Below are 14,891 nucleotides of genomic sequence, written 5' to 3' on the forward strand. Positions count from 1 at the left end.
TCTGAACTGACGTTTTTTTGTATGCTTATTTTGATTTGATATAATTGATACCATCTGCTTTTGGTGCTACCGCTTTTCCAAAGAAGGCTGCCAAGACAAGAATGGTCAAGACATAAGGTGCGATTTGAAGATAAACCGCAGGCACTCCTTGTAGGAATGGCAATTGAGAGCCGATAACAGCCAAACTTTGTGAAAGTCCGAAGAATAGACTAGAAAGCATGGCTCCGATTGGATTCCATTTTCCGAAGATCATCGCAGCAAGAGCAATAAATCCAGGTCCAACAATAGTTGTTACCGAGAAGTTAACTGAGATGGATTGAGCATAAATCGCTCCGCCAATTCCACCTAGGAAACCTGAAATAATAACCCCTAAATATCTCATCTTGTAGACATTGATTCCCAACGTGTCCGCTGCTTGAGGGTGTTCACCGACAGAGCGAAGACGAAGACCAAATCGAGTCTTGAAGAGGATAAACCAAGCGAGGAACGAGAAGGCAATCGCTAGATAACCAAGTAAACTAGTTGACTTGAAGAAGATATCACCAATCACTGGGATATTTGCCAAGACTGGGAAATCAAAGCGTCCAAAAGTCTGACTTAGGTTGTCGGTTTGTCCTTTGTTATAAAGAACTTTCACCAAGAAAACAGCCAAGGCTGGCGCCATCAAGTTCAATACCGTACCGCTGACAACATGGTCTGCACGGAAATGAACCGTCGCTGCTGCGTGGATGATAGAGAAGAGGCCTCCAACCAATCCTGCTACAAGCAAGGATAGCCATGGAGTTGCTGCTCCAAATTGTTCTGCAAATTCAAGGTTAAAGACAACTCCAGAAAAGGCACCCATAACCATAATTCCTTCAAGGCCGACGTTTACCACACCACCACGTTCAGAGAAAACACCACCGATACTTGTAAAGATGAGGGGCGCTGAGTAAATCAGCATAGAAGACACCAAGAGGGTGAGCAAGGTTGTAATAGACATCTTTACTTACCTCCTTTAACTTGTTTTTTCGGTTTGACAAAGCGTTCGATAAGGTAATGAACACTGACAAAGAAGATAATAGACGCTGTTACAATGCTGACAAGCTCAGACGGTACCTGCGCCGCATTCATACCAGGGGCTCCAACTTGGAGAACACCAAATAGGAAGGCTGCAAAGAGAATACCAATTGGTGAGTTGGCTGCAAGCAGACTAACTGCCATCCCGTTAAATCCAACAGCCAATGACGCCCCTTGAACATAGACATTCTGGAAGGTTCCAAGCCCTTCTACCGCTCCACCAAGACCTGCCAAGGCACCTGAAATAATCATTGAGAGGATAATCGTTCTTTTTGCAGAAATACCAGCGTATTCTGAAGCATTAGGATTAAGACCAACCGCACGGATTTCAAAACCAAGAGTCGTTTTCTTGAGCATGAACCAAATAACTGCAACGGCAATGATGGCAAAGAAAATACCAATATTCATCCGCGAATTACCAGTCAACTCAGACAACCAAGGTGTCTGATAGGTTGCATTAGCCCCAACACGAATGGTCGAATCTGTACTTTGCATGAAGTCTTTAGGAAAAGCATGGATAAAGGCATTCCCTACATACAAGACAATGTAGTTCATCATGATGGTTACGATAACCTCTGACGTCCCCAGATAGGCTCTAAGAATACCCGGAATCGCTCCGACAATCCCACCAGCAATCAGGGCAATCACGATAGTTGCTAGAATCATCAAGGGACGTGGCATATCTGGATGAGACAAGGCAAACCAACCACTGAGAATCCAACCTGCCAAAGCCTGACCAGGAAGTCCGACGTTAAAGAAACCAGCACGACTGGCAACAGCAAAACCAAGACCAATCAAGATTAGAGGTCCCATAGCACGGAAGATTTCTCCAATCCCACGCAGGCTACCAAAGGCTGTATAGAACAATTCTTCATAGCCCCAAATAGCATCATAACCAAAGATCCACATGACAATGGCTCCAAGTAAAATTCCTAGGAAGACAGAAATCAAGGGAACCGAAATTTGTTGTAATTTTTTAGACATCACTCTTCTCCTTTCCCAAGTTTCCACCAGCCATCAAGACACCTAGTTCTTGTTTATTGGTTGTTTCTGGTGATACAATACCTTGAATCTTACCATCGTGGATAACGGCAATACGGTCTGAGACGTTTAAAATCTCATCCAATTCAAAGCTGACAACAAGGACAGCCTTCCCGTTATCACGCTCTTCAATCAAGCGTTTGTGGATATATTCAATGGCACCGACATCCAACCCACGAGTTGGCTGGCTGACGATAAGGAGACCAGGATCACGATCAATTTCACGAGCAATAATTGCTTTTTGTTGATTTCCTCCTGAGAGTGCAGCTGCAGGAACAAATTCATTTGCAGCACGAACATCAAACTCTTCCATTAGCTTTTTAGCATAAGAGGTAATATTTGAATAGTTCAAAATTCCATTTTTACTATGTGGTTCTTTATAGTAGGTTTGAAGGGCAATATTTTCAGAAATCATCATTTCCAAAATCAAGCCATCACGGTGACGGTCTTCTGGAACGTGCCCAACACTCAATTCTGTAATCTGACGTGGGTGCAATCCTACAATTGAATCTCCTTTTAGCTCAATGCTACCAGATTCAACCTTGCGAAGACCTGTAATGGCTTGAATGAGTTCAGACTGACCATTTCCATCAATCCCCGCAATCCCAACAATCTCTCCAGCACGAACATCTAAGGACAGATTTTTAACAGCTGGAACACCGCGGTTTTCATTGACCACCAAATCTTTGATTGACAAGACCACTTCTTTTGGTTGAGAAGCTTGCTTCTCTGTTTTAAAGGAAACAGAACGACCTACCATCATTTCTGCCAAATCAGCATTGGTAGCTCCTGCAATTTCGACGGTTTCAATTGATTTCCCACGACGAATAACTGTAACGCGGTCAGAAACTGCACGAATCTCATCCAACTTGTGGGTAATCAAGATAATTGATTTCCCTTCTTTGACAAGATTTTTCATAATAGCCATTAACTCATCAATTTCTGATGGAGTCAAGACAGCCGTTGGTTCGTCAAAGATAAGGATATCAGCTCCCCGATAAAGGGTTTTTAAAATTTCTACACGTTGTTGGGCTCCAACTGAGATATCAGCCACCTTAGCAGAAGGATCAACAGCTAAGCCGTAACGTTCAGAAAGAGCCTTGATTTCTTTGCTAGCTCCAGTGATATCTAGCACACCATTTTTAGTCAATTCACTACCTAAAATGATGTTTTCAGCCACTGTGAAGGCTTCTACCAACATAAAGTGCTGGTGAACCATTCCGATTCCCAAGCTAGCTGCTTTAGATGGTGAGTCGAGGTTGACAACTTGACCGTTGACCACAATTTCACCACTGGTTGGTTCAAGAAGCCCTGCTAACATGTTCATTAGCGTGGACTTTCCAGCCCCATTTTCTCCTAAAAGTGCATGAATTTCACCTTTTCGTAGGTGCAGGTTGATTTTGTCGTTGGCAACAAATTCACCAAACACCTTGGTAATATCACGCATCTCAATGACATTTTCTTGTGCCATGTGCTCTTCCTTTCAGAGTCTTATTTTATTTCAATAAAACTTGCTAGTTTATCTAGTAGCAAGCTTTACTGAGACAAAATGACTTTGTCTCAACTCTTAAAAAAGCGGCCGAGGGCCGCTTCCTAAGAAATGACTTCCATCCATTATTTTTCAGGAACTTTTACGCTTCCATCAAGGATTTTAGCTTTAGCATCTTCGACAGCTTTTTTACCTTCTTCTGAAAGGTTTGTTACTGCCAAGTCAACCCCTTTATCTTTCAATGAGTAAACGATCACTTGACCGCCAGGGAATTCACCTTTTTCTGCTTTGTTAGCAATATCTTTTACAGTTGTACCAACTTGTTTCAAAGTAGATACAAGAACGAAGTTTGATTCTTTACCATCTTTAGAAGTGTACTTACCTTCTGCTACTTGGTCGCGGTCAACACCGATAACCCAAACTTTTTCACTTTCAGGACGGCTTTCGTTGAGTGATTTTGCTTCTGCAAAGACACCCGCACCTGTTCCACCTGCCGCTTGGTAAACAACGTCTGCACCAGCTGCATATTGTGCTGCTGCAATTGTTTTACCTTTAGCAGCATCACCAAATGAACCAGCGTAGTCAACTTGTACTTTGATAGATGGGTCTACTGACTCAACACCAGCTTTAAATCCAGCTGCAAAACGTGAGATAACTTCAGACTCAATACCACCTACAAAACCAACTTGTTTTGTTTTAGTTGTTTTAGCTGCTGCAACACCCGCAAGGTAAGCAGCTTCGTTATCAGCAAACGTTACGCTAGCAACATTCTTTTGATCTTTAATCACATCATCAATCAAGACATAGTTCAAATCAGAGTGGTCTTTTGCTGCTTCTTCAACAGCATTGTGAAGGGCAAAACCAACACCGAAAATCAGGTTGTAACTTCCAGCCGCTTGTTGCAAGTTGTTAGCGTAGTCAGCTTCACTTGTTGATTGGAAATAAGTAAAACCTTTATCTTTTGAAAGATTGTGTTCTTTACCCCAGTCTTGCAAACCTTCCCAAGCTGATTGGTTGAATGATTTATCATCAACACCACCAGTATCAGTGACGATTGCTGCTTTTGTCTTCACATCAGAAGATGAAGCTGCGTTACGAGAAGAGCGGTTACCACATGCAGCAAGTCCAACTGCTGCCACTGCAACTAGACCAAGGCCTAGCCATTGTTTCTTGTTCATTACTGAACCTCCTAAATAAGATATGCAACGATGTTGCAAGTATGGATTGGTTGGTCACAAGGACCGTGCCACTCAGAGAGCGACTCAGACTAGTTTAAGTCTGTAAAAGAGTATGGAAGTAACTCCCCGACCGTCATCTCGACCGTCGATTTATCTTTTGCGACTAAAGTCACTTTTAGATCTTGTTCAAAAAATTCAGCCATCACTTGGCGACAAGCACCACATGGTGAGATTGGTTTTTCAGTCTGTCCATAGACAATCAATTCTGAAAATTCTCTGTGTCCTTCAGAAACTGCTTTAAAAATCGCTGTACGCTCTCCGCAGTTGGTCAAAGAATAACTAGCATTCTCAATATTGACACCTGTATAAATGTTCCCATCTTTCGCCACTAAAACAGCTCCGACTGGAAAATGAGAATAGGGCACATAGGCTTTCTTGCTGGTTTCAATTGCTAGTTCAATCAACTCAGTAGTCGCCATCAGCCAATTCTCCTTTTAAAATAGCTACCCCAGCTGACGTTCCGATACGAGTCGCACCTGCTTCCACAAAGGCAAGAGCATCCTCATAAGAACGAGCTCCGCCAGCAGCCTTGACTCCCATATCAGGTCCAACTGTTTCACGCATTAATGTAACATCTGCTACCGTAGCACCACCAGTTGAAAAGCCAGTTGAAGTTTTTACGAAGTCAGCTCCCGCTTTTTGGGCCAATTGGCAAGCCACAACTTTTTCTTGGTCTGTCAGAAGGCAAGCTTCAATAATGACTTTCACTAACTTGTCACCACTTGCTTCTACTACTGCTCGAATATCCGACTCAACCAAATCAAGATTACCTGTTTTGAGAGCTCCAACATTGATCACCATATCAATCTCATCTGCACCATTTTGGATAGCTTCTTTTGTTTCAAATGCTTTCACAGCTGAAGTTGTTGCTCCCAAGGGGAAACCTACTACTGTGCAGACCTTGACATCTGTGCCTTCAAGCCCTTTTTTAGCATGTTCAACCAAGGTCGGATTAACGCAAACACTGGCAAAATCATACTCTCTAGCTTCAGACAACAAACAATCAATTTGATTTTCTGTCGCATCTTGTTTCAAAAGTGTATGATCGATATATTTATTTAATTTCATATTCGGATTCTCCTGCAGTTTATGAGATTATTTCTATGATTTCTCGTAAACTTTGCACACTATCATTTATTTTAACATATTTTTGAAAATCTGTAACTAGCTGAGGAGAAATTTTTCCATTTGTGTATACTTTTGCAACAATTTCTCCCTTTTGAACGGAATCTCCAACTTTCTTTTCAAAAACAATTCCTGTTTCATAGTCCAAGGCATCAGACTTGACTGCACGACCAGCACCCAGTCTCATGGCATAAAGACCAAATTCCATAGCTGGGAGAGCTGAAATGACACCTGTTTCCTGAGCAGGGATTTCCACCACATGGGCAACATTGACAGGCCGATAGAGGTCTTCCAAGTCTCCACCTTGTGCTTGGACCATCTCCTCAAACTTAGCCAGTGCCTTACCATTCTCAATATGTTGACGAACTTCTTCAACTGTCTTGTTAACATTTGCCAGGCCAAGCATAATTTGAGCCAATTCACAAATGAAGTGGGTAATATCCTGACGGCCTTGACCTTGTAAAATCTCCAGTGCTTCAAGGATTTCCAGACGATTTCCAATCGCTCGTCCCAAGGGCTGGCTCATATCGGTAATCACTGCTACCGTCTTCCGACCAACAGCCTTACCAAGATCCACCATGGTTTGAGCCAATTCACGCGCCTCATCAACTGTCTTCATGAAGGCACCCTCACCGACAGTCACGTCTAGCAAAATAGCATCCGCCCCTGCCGCAATTTTCTTGCTCATCACCGAACTCGCAATCAAAGGAATCGTGTCGACAGTTGCGGTCACATCACGTAGGGCGTAGAGAAACTTATCCGCTTTGACCAGCTGGTCTGATTGCCCAATGACAGATACACCAATGTCCTGTACCTGACGAATAAAATCCTCTTGACTACGTTCTACTTGATAGCCCTTAATGGACTCCAACTTATCAATTGTTCCACCCGTATGGCCGAGACCACGACCACTCATTTTTGCCACAGGAACTCCAAAACTCGCTACTAAAGGAGCTAAAATCAAGGTCACCTTGTCACCAACACCACCAGTAGAATGCTTGTCAACCTTAACCCCATCAATAGCTGATAAATCAAACTCTTGACCTGTCTGAACCATTTTCATGGTCAAATCAGATATTTCTCGTGTCGTCATTCCTTTGAAATAAACAGCCATAGCAAAGGCAGACATCTGATAATCAGGGACAGTTCCTGACACATAGCCTTCTACCAGCCATTCAATTTCACTCGAAGTCAATTCTTGACCGTCTCGTTTCTTTTGAATTAAATCAACTGCTCTCATTCGTTCACACTTCTAAGGATATAGTATCCCTTATCTTTTTTGACGATTTCACAATTGCCAAACACTTCCTCCATCTTGGACTTGGCACTTGGGGCCCCTTGTTTTTTCTGGATAACGATTGTTAAATCTCCACCAGTTTCCAAGAAATCTTTACTTTTCTCAATGATTTCATGAACTACTTGCTTGCCCGCACGGATAGGAGGATTTGAAATGACATGGTCAAATGTGCCTTCAACTTGTTCATAGATGTTGGACTGGAAAATCGTCGCTTCTACTTTATTTCGTTCAGCATTTTGTCGCGCCAAATCCAAGGCACGATTATTAATATCGACCATGGTAGACTGAACGCCATAAGCTTTAGCTAAAGACAAGCCCAAAGGTCCGTAACCACAGCCTACATCCAGGACAGTTTCTCCTTGGTTGACCTCAAGACACTTGAGCAAGAGTTGACTTCCAAAGTCAACCATTTTCTTGCTAAAAACACCCGCATCTGTCAAAAAGGTCATTTTTTCTCCCAACAAGTCCACTCTCAACTCATGAATGTCGTGAGCAGCGTCAGGATTTTCTGCATAATACATTTTACTCATGAAACTATTTTACCATAATTTGACTTAAATTGTAAATCGTTTACAAATTGATAATAAAACGAAAAAGACTGAAGAAAGCTAGTAGGTAAAACCTTTTCTTCAATCTCTTTCAACACTTATAGATAAATGATAAACCATTTAGAACTAGAAATATCATAGTCAGAATAAAACAAAAAGTTTATCATCTATAATCGGGTGTATTGATTATTACTATTGCTTAACCTTCAGATACTTAATTATCAACAAAATTCCCAACAGGATGTTTAGATAAAAGCCCAACTGATACGTTTTTGTCAGGAATTCCAAACTTGTCCAAAGTCGTATCAAATCTTCTAATGACATGCGGAAGAAATAACCCTCTGTAGCAATCCACAAAATCAAAAATAGATAACTACCAGCAGCAAGCCATTTCGTCCACCGTTTTTTTAGGAAGAAAGCAATCAAGAGCGAACAGATAAAGATAGCTGTTACAATGGCATGTTCCATCAAAAAAGTAAAACCGTAATAGGTTTCCACAAAACGTCTACCATTATCCGCATTCGCTCCTTTTAAAAAAGGTAGTGCAAAACTTAAAATAAAACAGAGTTCCAATATGTAACATTTTAAGATTCTCATAGTACACCTCCTATAAGTTGTGAACTAAAAAGCCCCCTTTATAAGTTTATAAATCAGTAGAAACTATCTCCTACTTCATCAATAAATTGTTCATCCTCTATCTACCTCTATTATATAATATTGACTTACTACATTCAAGAAACCGCTTTATTTTTTTAGCTTTTTATGGTATGATAAACAAAATATCTAGGGGAAAACAAATGACCAACGAATTTTTACATTTTGAAAAAATCAGCCGCCAGACTTGGCAATCTTTACATCGAAAGACAACACCTCCTTTGACAGAAGAGGAATTAGAATCCATCAAGAGTTTTAATGACCAGATTAGCTTGCAGGATGTTACCGATGTCTATCTACCCCTAGCCCATCTCATCCAGATTTACAAGCGTACCAAGGATGATTTGGCCTTCTCAAAAGGGATTTTTCTTCAACGTGAAAGCAAATCCCAACCTTTTATTATTGGGGTTTCTGGGAGTGTTGCCGTTGGAAAATCCACAACCAGTCGCCTACTTCAAATCCTACTGTCCCGTACACTTACAGATGCTACGGTTGAGTTGGTAACAACTGACGGCTTTCTCTATCCCAACCAGACCTTGATTGAACAAGGGATTTTAAATCGCAAGGGATTTCCTGAAAGCTATGATATGGAAGCTCTTCTCAACTTCCTGGATCACATCAAAAATGGACAAGATGTAGATATTCCTGTCTATTCTCATGAAGTCTACGACATCGTACCCGAGGAAAAGCAAAGCGTCAAAGCTGCTGATTTTGTCATTGTTGAAGGAATAAATGTCTTTCAAAATCCACAAAACGAGCGTCTCTACATTACTGACTTCTTTGACTTCTCCATCTATGTTGATGCTGCAGTCGATGACATCGAGAGTTGGTATCTAGACCGTTTCTTGAAAATGCTGAGCCTAGCCCAAAACGACCCTGATAGCTACTATTATCGTTTTACACAAATGCCGATTGGGGAAGTGGAATCCTTTGCCCATCAGGTCTGGACTAGTATCAATCTCACAAATCTACAAAATTATATTGAACCAACCAGAAATCGTGCGGAAGTGATTCTTCATAAAACAAAGAACCATGAAATCGATGAAATTTACTTAAAAAAATAATTTTCCCTTGTCAAAACGTAAGTTTTCAGATATAATGGTATAGTTAGTAAATATGGAGGTAAGAACATTGGCAAACATTAAATCAGCTATCAAACGCGCTGAATTGAACGTTAAACAAAACGAAAAGAACTCAGCTCAAAAATCAGCTATGCGTACTGCTATCAAAGCTTTCGAAGCAAACCCATCTGAAGAACTTTTCCGTGCTGCTAGCTCAGCTATCGATAAAGCAGAAACTAAAGGTTTGATTCACAAAAACAAAGCAAGCCGCGATAAAGCTCGTCTTTCAGCTAAACTTGCTAAATAAGAACAGTCCATAGAGGCTGTTTTTTTGTCCTCAAATAGGAAAAGGTAGAAAATGAAAATCGCAATTATCGGATATTCTGGTGCTGGTAAGTCAACTCTAGCTGAAAAGTTATCTCTCTACTACTCCATCCCAAAACTTCACATGGATACACTCCAATTTCAACCTGGTTGGCAAGACAGTGACCGCGAATGGATGTTGACAGAGATGAAAAACTTTCTCACCAAGCATGAAGCCTGGGTCATCGATGGTAATTATTCTTGGTGCTATTACGAAGAAAGAATGCAGGAAGCTGACCATATCATTTTTCTCAATTTTTCGCCATTGACCTGTCTCTTTCGAGCCTTTAAACGATACCTCACATACCGAGGCAAGGTCAGAGAAAGTATGGCAGCTGGTTGTCAAGAACAATTTAATTGGGAGTTTATCAGATGGATTCTTTGGGACGGACGAACAAATAATGCTAAGGAAAGATACCAAAAATTAAGTGATACCTACCCTGAAAAGATGCATATTCTCCATTCTCAAGCAGAGATTGATTATTTCTTGCAATCTCTTAAAAAATAGACGATAGAGCAACATTCATTTAGGTCACAGTATGGACTGAATGACTAAAAAAGGAAGATTTTCATCCAGAAAATCTTCCTTTTGTGTTCCCTTTTATTCAGCAATCAAGGTTTCTAAACCAACCTTCATCATATCAGTGAAGGTATTTTGGCGTTCTTCTGCAGTTGTATCTTCGTCAGGATTGACCAAACTATCAGAAATGGTCATGATAGCTAGCGCATCTACATGGTGTTGAGCTGCCAGATAGTAAAGTGCTGCTGCTTCCATTTCCACGGCTTTCACACCCCATTTACCAAGCTCAATGTTCTTTTCAAAGTAGTTTGAATAGAAAACATCTGATGACAAGACGTTACCAACGTGGGTCGTCATACCAAGGTCTTTGGCAATATGGTAGGCTTTATCTAGCAAATCAAAGCTAGCGATTTGAGGGAAATCGTATTGAGGCCAGTCGTTCCGAACAATGTTTGAATTGGTAGCAGCTGCTTGCGCCAAGACCAATTCACGAACGTGAACATCCTCATTCAAAGAACCGGCTGTACCGACACGGATCAATTTCTTAACGCCATAGTCGACAATCAACTCACGCGCATAGATGGAAATGGATGGCATCCCCATCCCAGTTCCCATAACAGAAACACGGTGACCCTTATAAGTACCTGTATAACCAAACATGTTACGCACTTCGTTAAAACAAACAGCATCTTCAAGGAAATTCTCCGCAATAAACTTAGCACGAAGAGGATCCCCAGGAAGAAGAATTTTATCAGCAATTTCACCCTGCTGAGCAGCAATATGGATAGACATAATATAAGATACCAAACCCGTCAAAAAGCAAAGGGAAAATAGGAGTTGGGTGCAGTGAGCGATGCTCGCTAGGCCAACTATCTTTTTCCCACTGCTTTTAGGGTGGGTTCAATTCCTTTCTTTCTTAATTTTGATGATATTGAGAAGATTAGAGCGGCTTTTATTCAAATCCGAACTCCCTTCTCTTCTGAGTTTTTAGAAAAGTTTTCCGATCGTGTTCAAATCAGAACACACACTCTACCTTTCTTATTTTTGATATTTTGTAAAAACTAGCACAAATTAAAATATCTAGTTTGTCTGTAATTCTAATTTGTAAGCGAATCTAAAAAATTATGCAATTTTGCATTCATTTCAGAATAATCGTTACCACGCAATTCTTCGGGTGATTGAACAAAAGATAATGTTTGATGTTGTTCTATCAATCGTTCTTCACTATCCGCAGCAACCAATAAATCAATCGCTTCTAAATCAAACTCTAAATGCACTTGAAAAGCATAATGTTTAGGGCTAAAGCAAACAATCTGTCGCGGACAACCTTGACTGGTAGCAAGGATTACCGCTTCGTCTGTCAATCCCGGCATATCACCATGCCAGTGACCAACTAAAAGCTCGCTACCAAAATGTTTGAGGTGTTTATCTGCTAGTCCTTGACTAGTCATCCTAATAGGGAATACACCTATTTCTCTTTCAGGACTGTGCTCATATTGCCCCCCATAAGCAACAGAAAGTAGTTGCGCCCCTAAGCATACACCTACAATATACTTATCTTCTTCTATTGCTTGTCGAATGAGTCTAATTTCTTCTTTTGGATGATAATAAGGGAAATGTTCTTTATCTTCATCAGGAGATTGAGGACCTCCCATAATGATAAGAAAATCAATATCAGAAACTGTTTGGGGTAAAGCTTCTTCCTTATAAACCTTTGTTATTCCAATGTCATGACCTCTTGATTGAGCCCAAGTTAGATAAGCACCTGGAATTTCAAAACTCTCATGTAGTATAAAATGCACTTTCATTTCTATAGTTTACCTTTCTAAGTGTTTAGAAAAGTTTTCCACTCGTGTTCAAATCAGAACACCTTACTCTACCTTTCTATGATAAGTATTGATTATAATTCTGCAAGAATCGCTTTCAGCAAGCCTTTAAAGTCGCCTTTGACACGTTCGGTCACTTCTACAACTTCTTCGTGGTTGAGTTCTTCTTGGAAACCAGCTGCAAAGTTAGTGATACATGAAATTCCTAGTATTTTCAAGCCAGAGTGAGCTGCCACAATCACTTCCGGAACAGTAGACATACCAACTGCATCCGCTCCCAATGTCTTATAGGCACGAATCTCTGCTGGTGTTTCATAAGTCGGACCAGTTACACCGATATAGACACCTTCGTCTAGTTTGATACCAAGTTTCTTAGCCACTTCATGGGCAGTAGCACGATATTCTGGAGTATAGGCTTTAGACATATCTGGGAAACGTGGACCAAAGTCATCCAAGTTTTCACCCATTAATGGGTTTTGCCCCGTCATATTGATATGATCTGAGATAGCCATCAAAGTACCAGGACCATATCCAATACCACCAGCTGCATTGGTTACAATGACACCTTCACATCCAAGAACTTTCATCACACGAACTGGAAAAGTCACGACATCCAAAGGATTGCCTTCGTAGAAATGGAAACGACCTTGAAGAGCCAAGACCTTGCGACCTGCCAGTTCACCATATACCAATTTCCCAGCGTGACCAACTACTGTTGAACGACCCCAATTTGGAATTTCTGCATAATCTACTACAACTGGATTTTCGATTTCTTCTGCTAATTCTCCTAGGCCTGATCCAAGGATCAAACCAAACTCAGGGGCTGCAATTCCCTTGTCTTTCAGAAAGGTAGCTGTTTCATTGATTTTATCTAAAAATGTCATCATGTGTCTCCTTTATTAGTTTTTAGCATTTGACCGATTTTGTCAAAGGTTTTGGCATTGCGAATGGTAATATTGCGATAGAAAGGCATCTTGAGCAAGTACTTGTGATAGGCAGTCTTAGAGTAAGATTCTTCAGAGAATTTTCCCCAGAAAATACCAAGTTTTCCAAAATGAACCACTTCATCTTTCAGCTCTAAACTTTTAACCTTCTCGATGACTTGCTCCCCATCCAAGTCCTCCGTGTAGAAGAGAACATCCTTTCGAGCCATGTCTTCGTTCCACCAAGCTGGCAGATTCTTCAGCTCTGCTTCATAGTCTTCTTGACTCAGTAAAGAAAAACTTTGAATAAATGGATAATGGACTTCAAAGAAAACCTCTAATTTTTCAATCAACCGGGCTTTAGGGATTGTCGATGTAAAGAAAATATTGCCACTGTTGATATAAGTTTCAACCTTTTCCAGTCCCAACTCTGTCAATTCTTGACGAAGATCCGCCATGACGACCTTATTCTTGCCACCAACATTAATGCCTCTCACCAGCAAAGTAAAACGCGTCATCTTATACCAATTTATCTAAGAAGCTTTCCCCAATCATGGCAGTTTCCACGTCAAAGTTATCGGCAATAGTCGCTGATATATCTGCAAAATGTCCGACTGGAATGACCCCATTTCCTTTAAAGGCAGGGCTGTAAGCCAACAATGGAATATATTCACGAGTGTGGTCTGTTCCTGCGTAAGTTGGGTCATTTCCATGGTCCGCAGTAATCAAGAGAAGGTCATTCTCTCTCATGGCTGCGATAATTTCAGGTAAGCGTTCATCAAACTCATGCAAGCAATCACGGTAACCGTGAGCATTACGACGGTGGCCGTAAAGGGCATCAAAGTCAACCAAGTTTGTGAAAGAGAATCCTTTTTCAAACTCAGCAAGACCCATCGTCTTCAATAGTGTATCAATTCCGTGGCTGTTTGACTTGTTGTGACCCATGTCATGGTTGATACCCGCACCGTTAAAGATATCGTTGATTTTACCAACAGCGTAAGTATCGATACCAGCTTCATTCAATTTATCCAAAACAGTCGGTGCAAATGGAGATACGGCCAAGTCACGACGGTTGGCTGTACGAGTGAAGTTACCTGATTCACCTACATAAGGGCGAGCAATGATACGACCAAGAAGGGCAGGACGTTCAAGTGTAATCGAACGAGCGTATTCACAGATACGGTACAATTCATCCAGAGGAATGATGTCTTCGTGGGCAGCAATTTGCAAAACAGGGTCAGCTGAAGTATAGATAATCAACTCTCCAGTTTCCATCTGACGAGGTCCAAAATCATCGATAACAGCTGTACCTGAGTAAGGTTTATTGGCTTCACGAATGACCTTACGTCCTGAAAATTCTTCGATTTTTGTCAGGATTTCTTCTGGGAATCCGTTCCAGAAAGTATCAAAAGGCTCAGTAATATTAAGCCCCATGATTTCCCAGTGTCCAGTCATGGTATCCTTACCAAGAGATACTTCCTCTAATTTTGTTGCATATCCTGTTGGATTGCTTTCGGCTGCTACAGTCTTAAGAGGAGTTTCCCGAGGAATATTTCCAAGACCGATTTTAGCCATGTTTGGCACATTCAAACCAACTGTTTTTGAAATGTGTCCCAGTGTGTCCGAAGCTCCGTCTGGAACCCCTGCATTGACAAAGTTATTGGCATCTGGTGCAGCACCGATTCCTACAGAATCCAGTACTACCAAGTGAATACGATTAAATTTTGACATAGTGTATCTCCTTATT

17 protein-coding genes are annotated in these 14,891 nt (G+C 41.1%); 3 read left to right on the forward strand and 14 right to left on the reverse strand.

The window, feature by feature from the left end; all coding sequences use genetic code 11:
- Window positions 1-25 precede the first annotated feature (25 nt).
- The 9 genes from B7703_RS09375 to B7703_RS09415 form a co-directional block, all read right to left on the reverse strand.
- Entirely contained in the window at window positions 26-982 is a 957-nt protein-coding gene (locus B7703_RS09375) for an ABC transporter permease (protein WP_000029124.1), read from the reverse strand.
- A gap of 2 nt (window positions 983-984) precedes the next feature.
- On the reverse strand, window positions 985-2,043 hold the full coding sequence (locus tag B7703_RS09380; protein ID WP_084924575.1) for an ABC transporter permease: 1,059 nt from the start codon (window positions 2,041-2,043) through the stop codon (window positions 985-987).
- On the reverse strand, window positions 2,036-3,571 hold the full coding sequence (locus tag B7703_RS09385) for an ABC transporter ATP-binding protein (protein WP_084924577.1): 1,536 nt from the start codon (window positions 3,569-3,571) through the stop codon (window positions 2,036-2,038). The genes B7703_RS09380 and B7703_RS09385 overlap by 8 nt, the downstream gene beginning before the upstream one ends.
- A gap of 143 nt (window positions 3,572-3,714) precedes the next feature.
- A complete protein-coding gene (locus B7703_RS09390; protein ID WP_084924578.1) occupies window positions 3,715-4,767 on the reverse strand; it encodes a BMP family lipoprotein in 1,053 nt (350 codons plus the stop codon).
- Between the two features lie 89 nt (window positions 4,768-4,856).
- Window positions 4,857-5,246, reverse strand: a complete 390-nt coding sequence (locus tag B7703_RS09395) for a cytidine deaminase (RefSeq protein WP_049499559.1) — start codon at window positions 5,244-5,246, stop codon at window positions 4,857-4,859.
- Window positions 5,233-5,895, reverse strand: coding sequence for a deoxyribose-phosphate aldolase (deoC, locus tag B7703_RS09400; RefSeq protein ID WP_084924580.1), 663 nt, complete (start codon window positions 5,893-5,895; stop codon window positions 5,233-5,235). Before deoC ends, B7703_RS09395 begins: the two co-directional genes overlap by 14 nt.
- 19 nt (window positions 5,896-5,914) lie before the next feature.
- On the reverse strand, window positions 5,915-7,192 hold the full coding sequence (locus tag B7703_RS09405) for a pyrimidine-nucleoside phosphorylase (protein ID WP_084924581.1): 1,278 nt from the start codon (window positions 7,190-7,192) through the stop codon (window positions 5,915-5,917).
- Window positions 7,189-7,779 carry a class I SAM-dependent methyltransferase gene (locus B7703_RS09410; RefSeq protein ID WP_084924583.1) on the reverse strand — a complete coding sequence of 197 codons (591 nt, stop codon included), beginning with the start codon at window positions 7,777-7,779 and terminating at the stop codon, window positions 7,189-7,191. Before B7703_RS09410 ends, B7703_RS09405 begins: the two co-directional genes overlap by 4 nt.
- 210 nt (window positions 7,780-7,989) lie before the next feature.
- Window positions 7,990-8,394, reverse strand: coding sequence for a hypothetical protein (locus B7703_RS09415; RefSeq protein ID WP_084924584.1), 405 nt, complete (start codon window positions 8,392-8,394; stop codon window positions 7,990-7,992).
- Window positions 8,395-8,594: 200 nt separating this feature from the next.
- On the opposite strand from B7703_RS09415, the gene coaA reads away from it, so the two are divergent.
- The 3 genes from coaA (at window position 8,595) to B7703_RS09430 (ending at window position 10,383) form a co-directional block, all read left to right on the forward strand.
- Window positions 8,595-9,515, forward strand: coding sequence for a type I pantothenate kinase (coaA, locus tag B7703_RS09420; RefSeq protein ID WP_004258795.1), 921 nt, complete (start codon window positions 8,595-8,597; stop codon window positions 9,513-9,515).
- Window positions 9,516-9,582: 67 nt separating this feature from the next.
- The gene (rpsT, locus tag B7703_RS09425) at window positions 9,583-9,819 is read left to right on the forward strand and encodes a 30S ribosomal protein S20 (RefSeq protein ID WP_001274000.1); all 237 of its coding nucleotides are present in this window, start codon (window positions 9,583-9,585) and stop codon (window positions 9,817-9,819) included.
- 51 nt (window positions 9,820-9,870) lie between these two features.
- The gene (locus B7703_RS09430) at window positions 9,871-10,383 is read left to right on the forward strand and encodes a DNA topology modulation protein (protein WP_084924586.1); all 513 of its coding nucleotides are present in this window, start codon (window positions 9,871-9,873) and stop codon (window positions 10,381-10,383) included.
- A 93-nt stretch (window positions 10,384-10,476) separates the two neighbouring features.
- On the opposite strand, the gene deoD is transcribed toward B7703_RS09430, so the two are convergent.
- The 5 genes from deoD to B7703_RS09455 form a co-directional block, all read right to left on the reverse strand.
- Window positions 10,477-11,187: a purine-nucleoside phosphorylase gene (deoD, locus tag B7703_RS09435; RefSeq protein ID WP_045612542.1), complete on the reverse strand. Its 711-nt coding sequence runs from the start codon at window positions 11,185-11,187 to the stop codon at window positions 10,477-10,479.
- Between the two features lie 305 nt (window positions 11,188-11,492).
- Complete coding sequence (locus tag B7703_RS09440) at window positions 11,493-12,203, reverse strand: type 1 glutamine amidotransferase (RefSeq protein WP_045611399.1); 711 nt, start codon at window positions 12,201-12,203, stop codon at window positions 11,493-11,495.
- Between the two features lie 92 nt (window positions 12,204-12,295).
- Window positions 12,296-13,105, reverse strand: a complete 810-nt coding sequence (locus B7703_RS09445; RefSeq protein ID WP_045611397.1) for a purine-nucleoside phosphorylase — start codon at window positions 13,103-13,105, stop codon at window positions 12,296-12,298.
- Window positions 13,105-13,662 (reverse strand): DUF1697 domain-containing protein, encoded by a 558-nt coding sequence (locus tag B7703_RS09450; RefSeq protein ID WP_045611396.1) that lies wholly within the window; start codon window positions 13,660-13,662, stop codon window positions 13,105-13,107. The genes B7703_RS09445 and B7703_RS09450 overlap by 1 nt, the downstream gene beginning before the upstream one ends.
- A gap of 1 nt (window position 13,663) precedes the next feature.
- Window positions 13,664-14,875 carry a phosphopentomutase gene (locus B7703_RS09455; protein WP_084924588.1) on the reverse strand — a complete coding sequence of 404 codons (1,212 nt, stop codon included), beginning with the start codon at window positions 14,873-14,875 and terminating at the stop codon, window positions 13,664-13,666.
- Between the last annotated feature and the right edge of the window lie 16 nt (window positions 14,876-14,891).

Source organism: Streptococcus mitis, assembly GCF_002096735.1.
GTDB classification, from domain to species: Bacteria; Bacillota; Bacilli; order Lactobacillales; family Streptococcaceae; genus Streptococcus; species Streptococcus mitis_CZ.

Coding starts and splice junctions, on each gene's coding strand:
- B7703_RS09380 (WP_084924575.1), bottom strand. CDS start 2,043: ATGTCTAAAAAATTACAACAAATTTCGGTTCCCTTGATTTCTGTCTTC.
- B7703_RS09385 (WP_084924577.1), bottom strand. CDS start 3,571: ATGGCACAAGAAAATGTCATTGAGATGCGTGATATTACCAAGGTGTTT.
- B7703_RS09395 (WP_049499559.1), bottom strand. CDS start 5,246: ATGGCGACTACTGAGTTGATTGAACTAGCAATTGAAACCAGCAAGAAA.
- B7703_RS09450 (WP_045611396.1), bottom strand. CDS start 13,662: ATGACGCGTTTTACTTTGCTGGTGAGAGGCATTAATGTTGGTGGCAAG.
- B7703_RS09390 (WP_084924578.1), bottom strand. CDS start 4,767: ATGAACAAGAAACAATGGCTAGGCCTTGGTCTAGTTGCAGTGGCAGCA.
- B7703_RS09440 (WP_045611399.1), bottom strand. CDS start 12,203: ATGAAAGTGCATTTTATACTACATGAGAGTTTTGAAATTCCAGGTGCT.
- coaA (WP_004258795.1), top strand. CDS start 8,595: ATGACCAACGAATTTTTACATTTTGAAAAAATCAGCCGCCAGACTTGG.
- deoD (WP_045612542.1), bottom strand. CDS start 11,187: ATGTCTATCCATATTGCTGCTCAGCAGGGTGAAATTGCTGATAAAATT.
- B7703_RS09410 (WP_084924583.1), bottom strand. CDS start 7,779: ATGAGTAAAATGTATTATGCAGAAAATCCTGACGCTGCTCACGACATT.
- deoC (WP_084924580.1), bottom strand. CDS start 5,895: ATGAAATTAAATAAATATATCGATCATACACTTTTGAAACAAGATGCG.
- B7703_RS09455 (WP_084924588.1), bottom strand. CDS start 14,875: ATGTCAAAATTTAATCGTATTCACTTGGTAGTACTGGATTCTGTAGGA.
- B7703_RS09430 (WP_084924586.1), top strand. CDS start 9,871: ATGAAAATCGCAATTATCGGATATTCTGGTGCTGGTAAGTCAACTCTA.
- B7703_RS09405 (WP_084924581.1), bottom strand. CDS start 7,192: ATGAGAGCAGTTGATTTAATTCAAAAGAAACGAGACGGTCAAGAATTG.
- B7703_RS09415 (WP_084924584.1), bottom strand. CDS start 8,394: ATGAGAATCTTAAAATGTTACATATTGGAACTCTGTTTTATTTTAAGT.
- B7703_RS09375 (WP_000029124.1), bottom strand. CDS start 982: ATGTCTATTACAACCTTGCTCACCCTCTTGGTGTCTTCTATGCTGATT.
- B7703_RS09445 (WP_045611397.1), bottom strand. CDS start 13,105: ATGACATTTTTAGATAAAATCAATGAAACAGCTACCTTTCTGAAAGAC.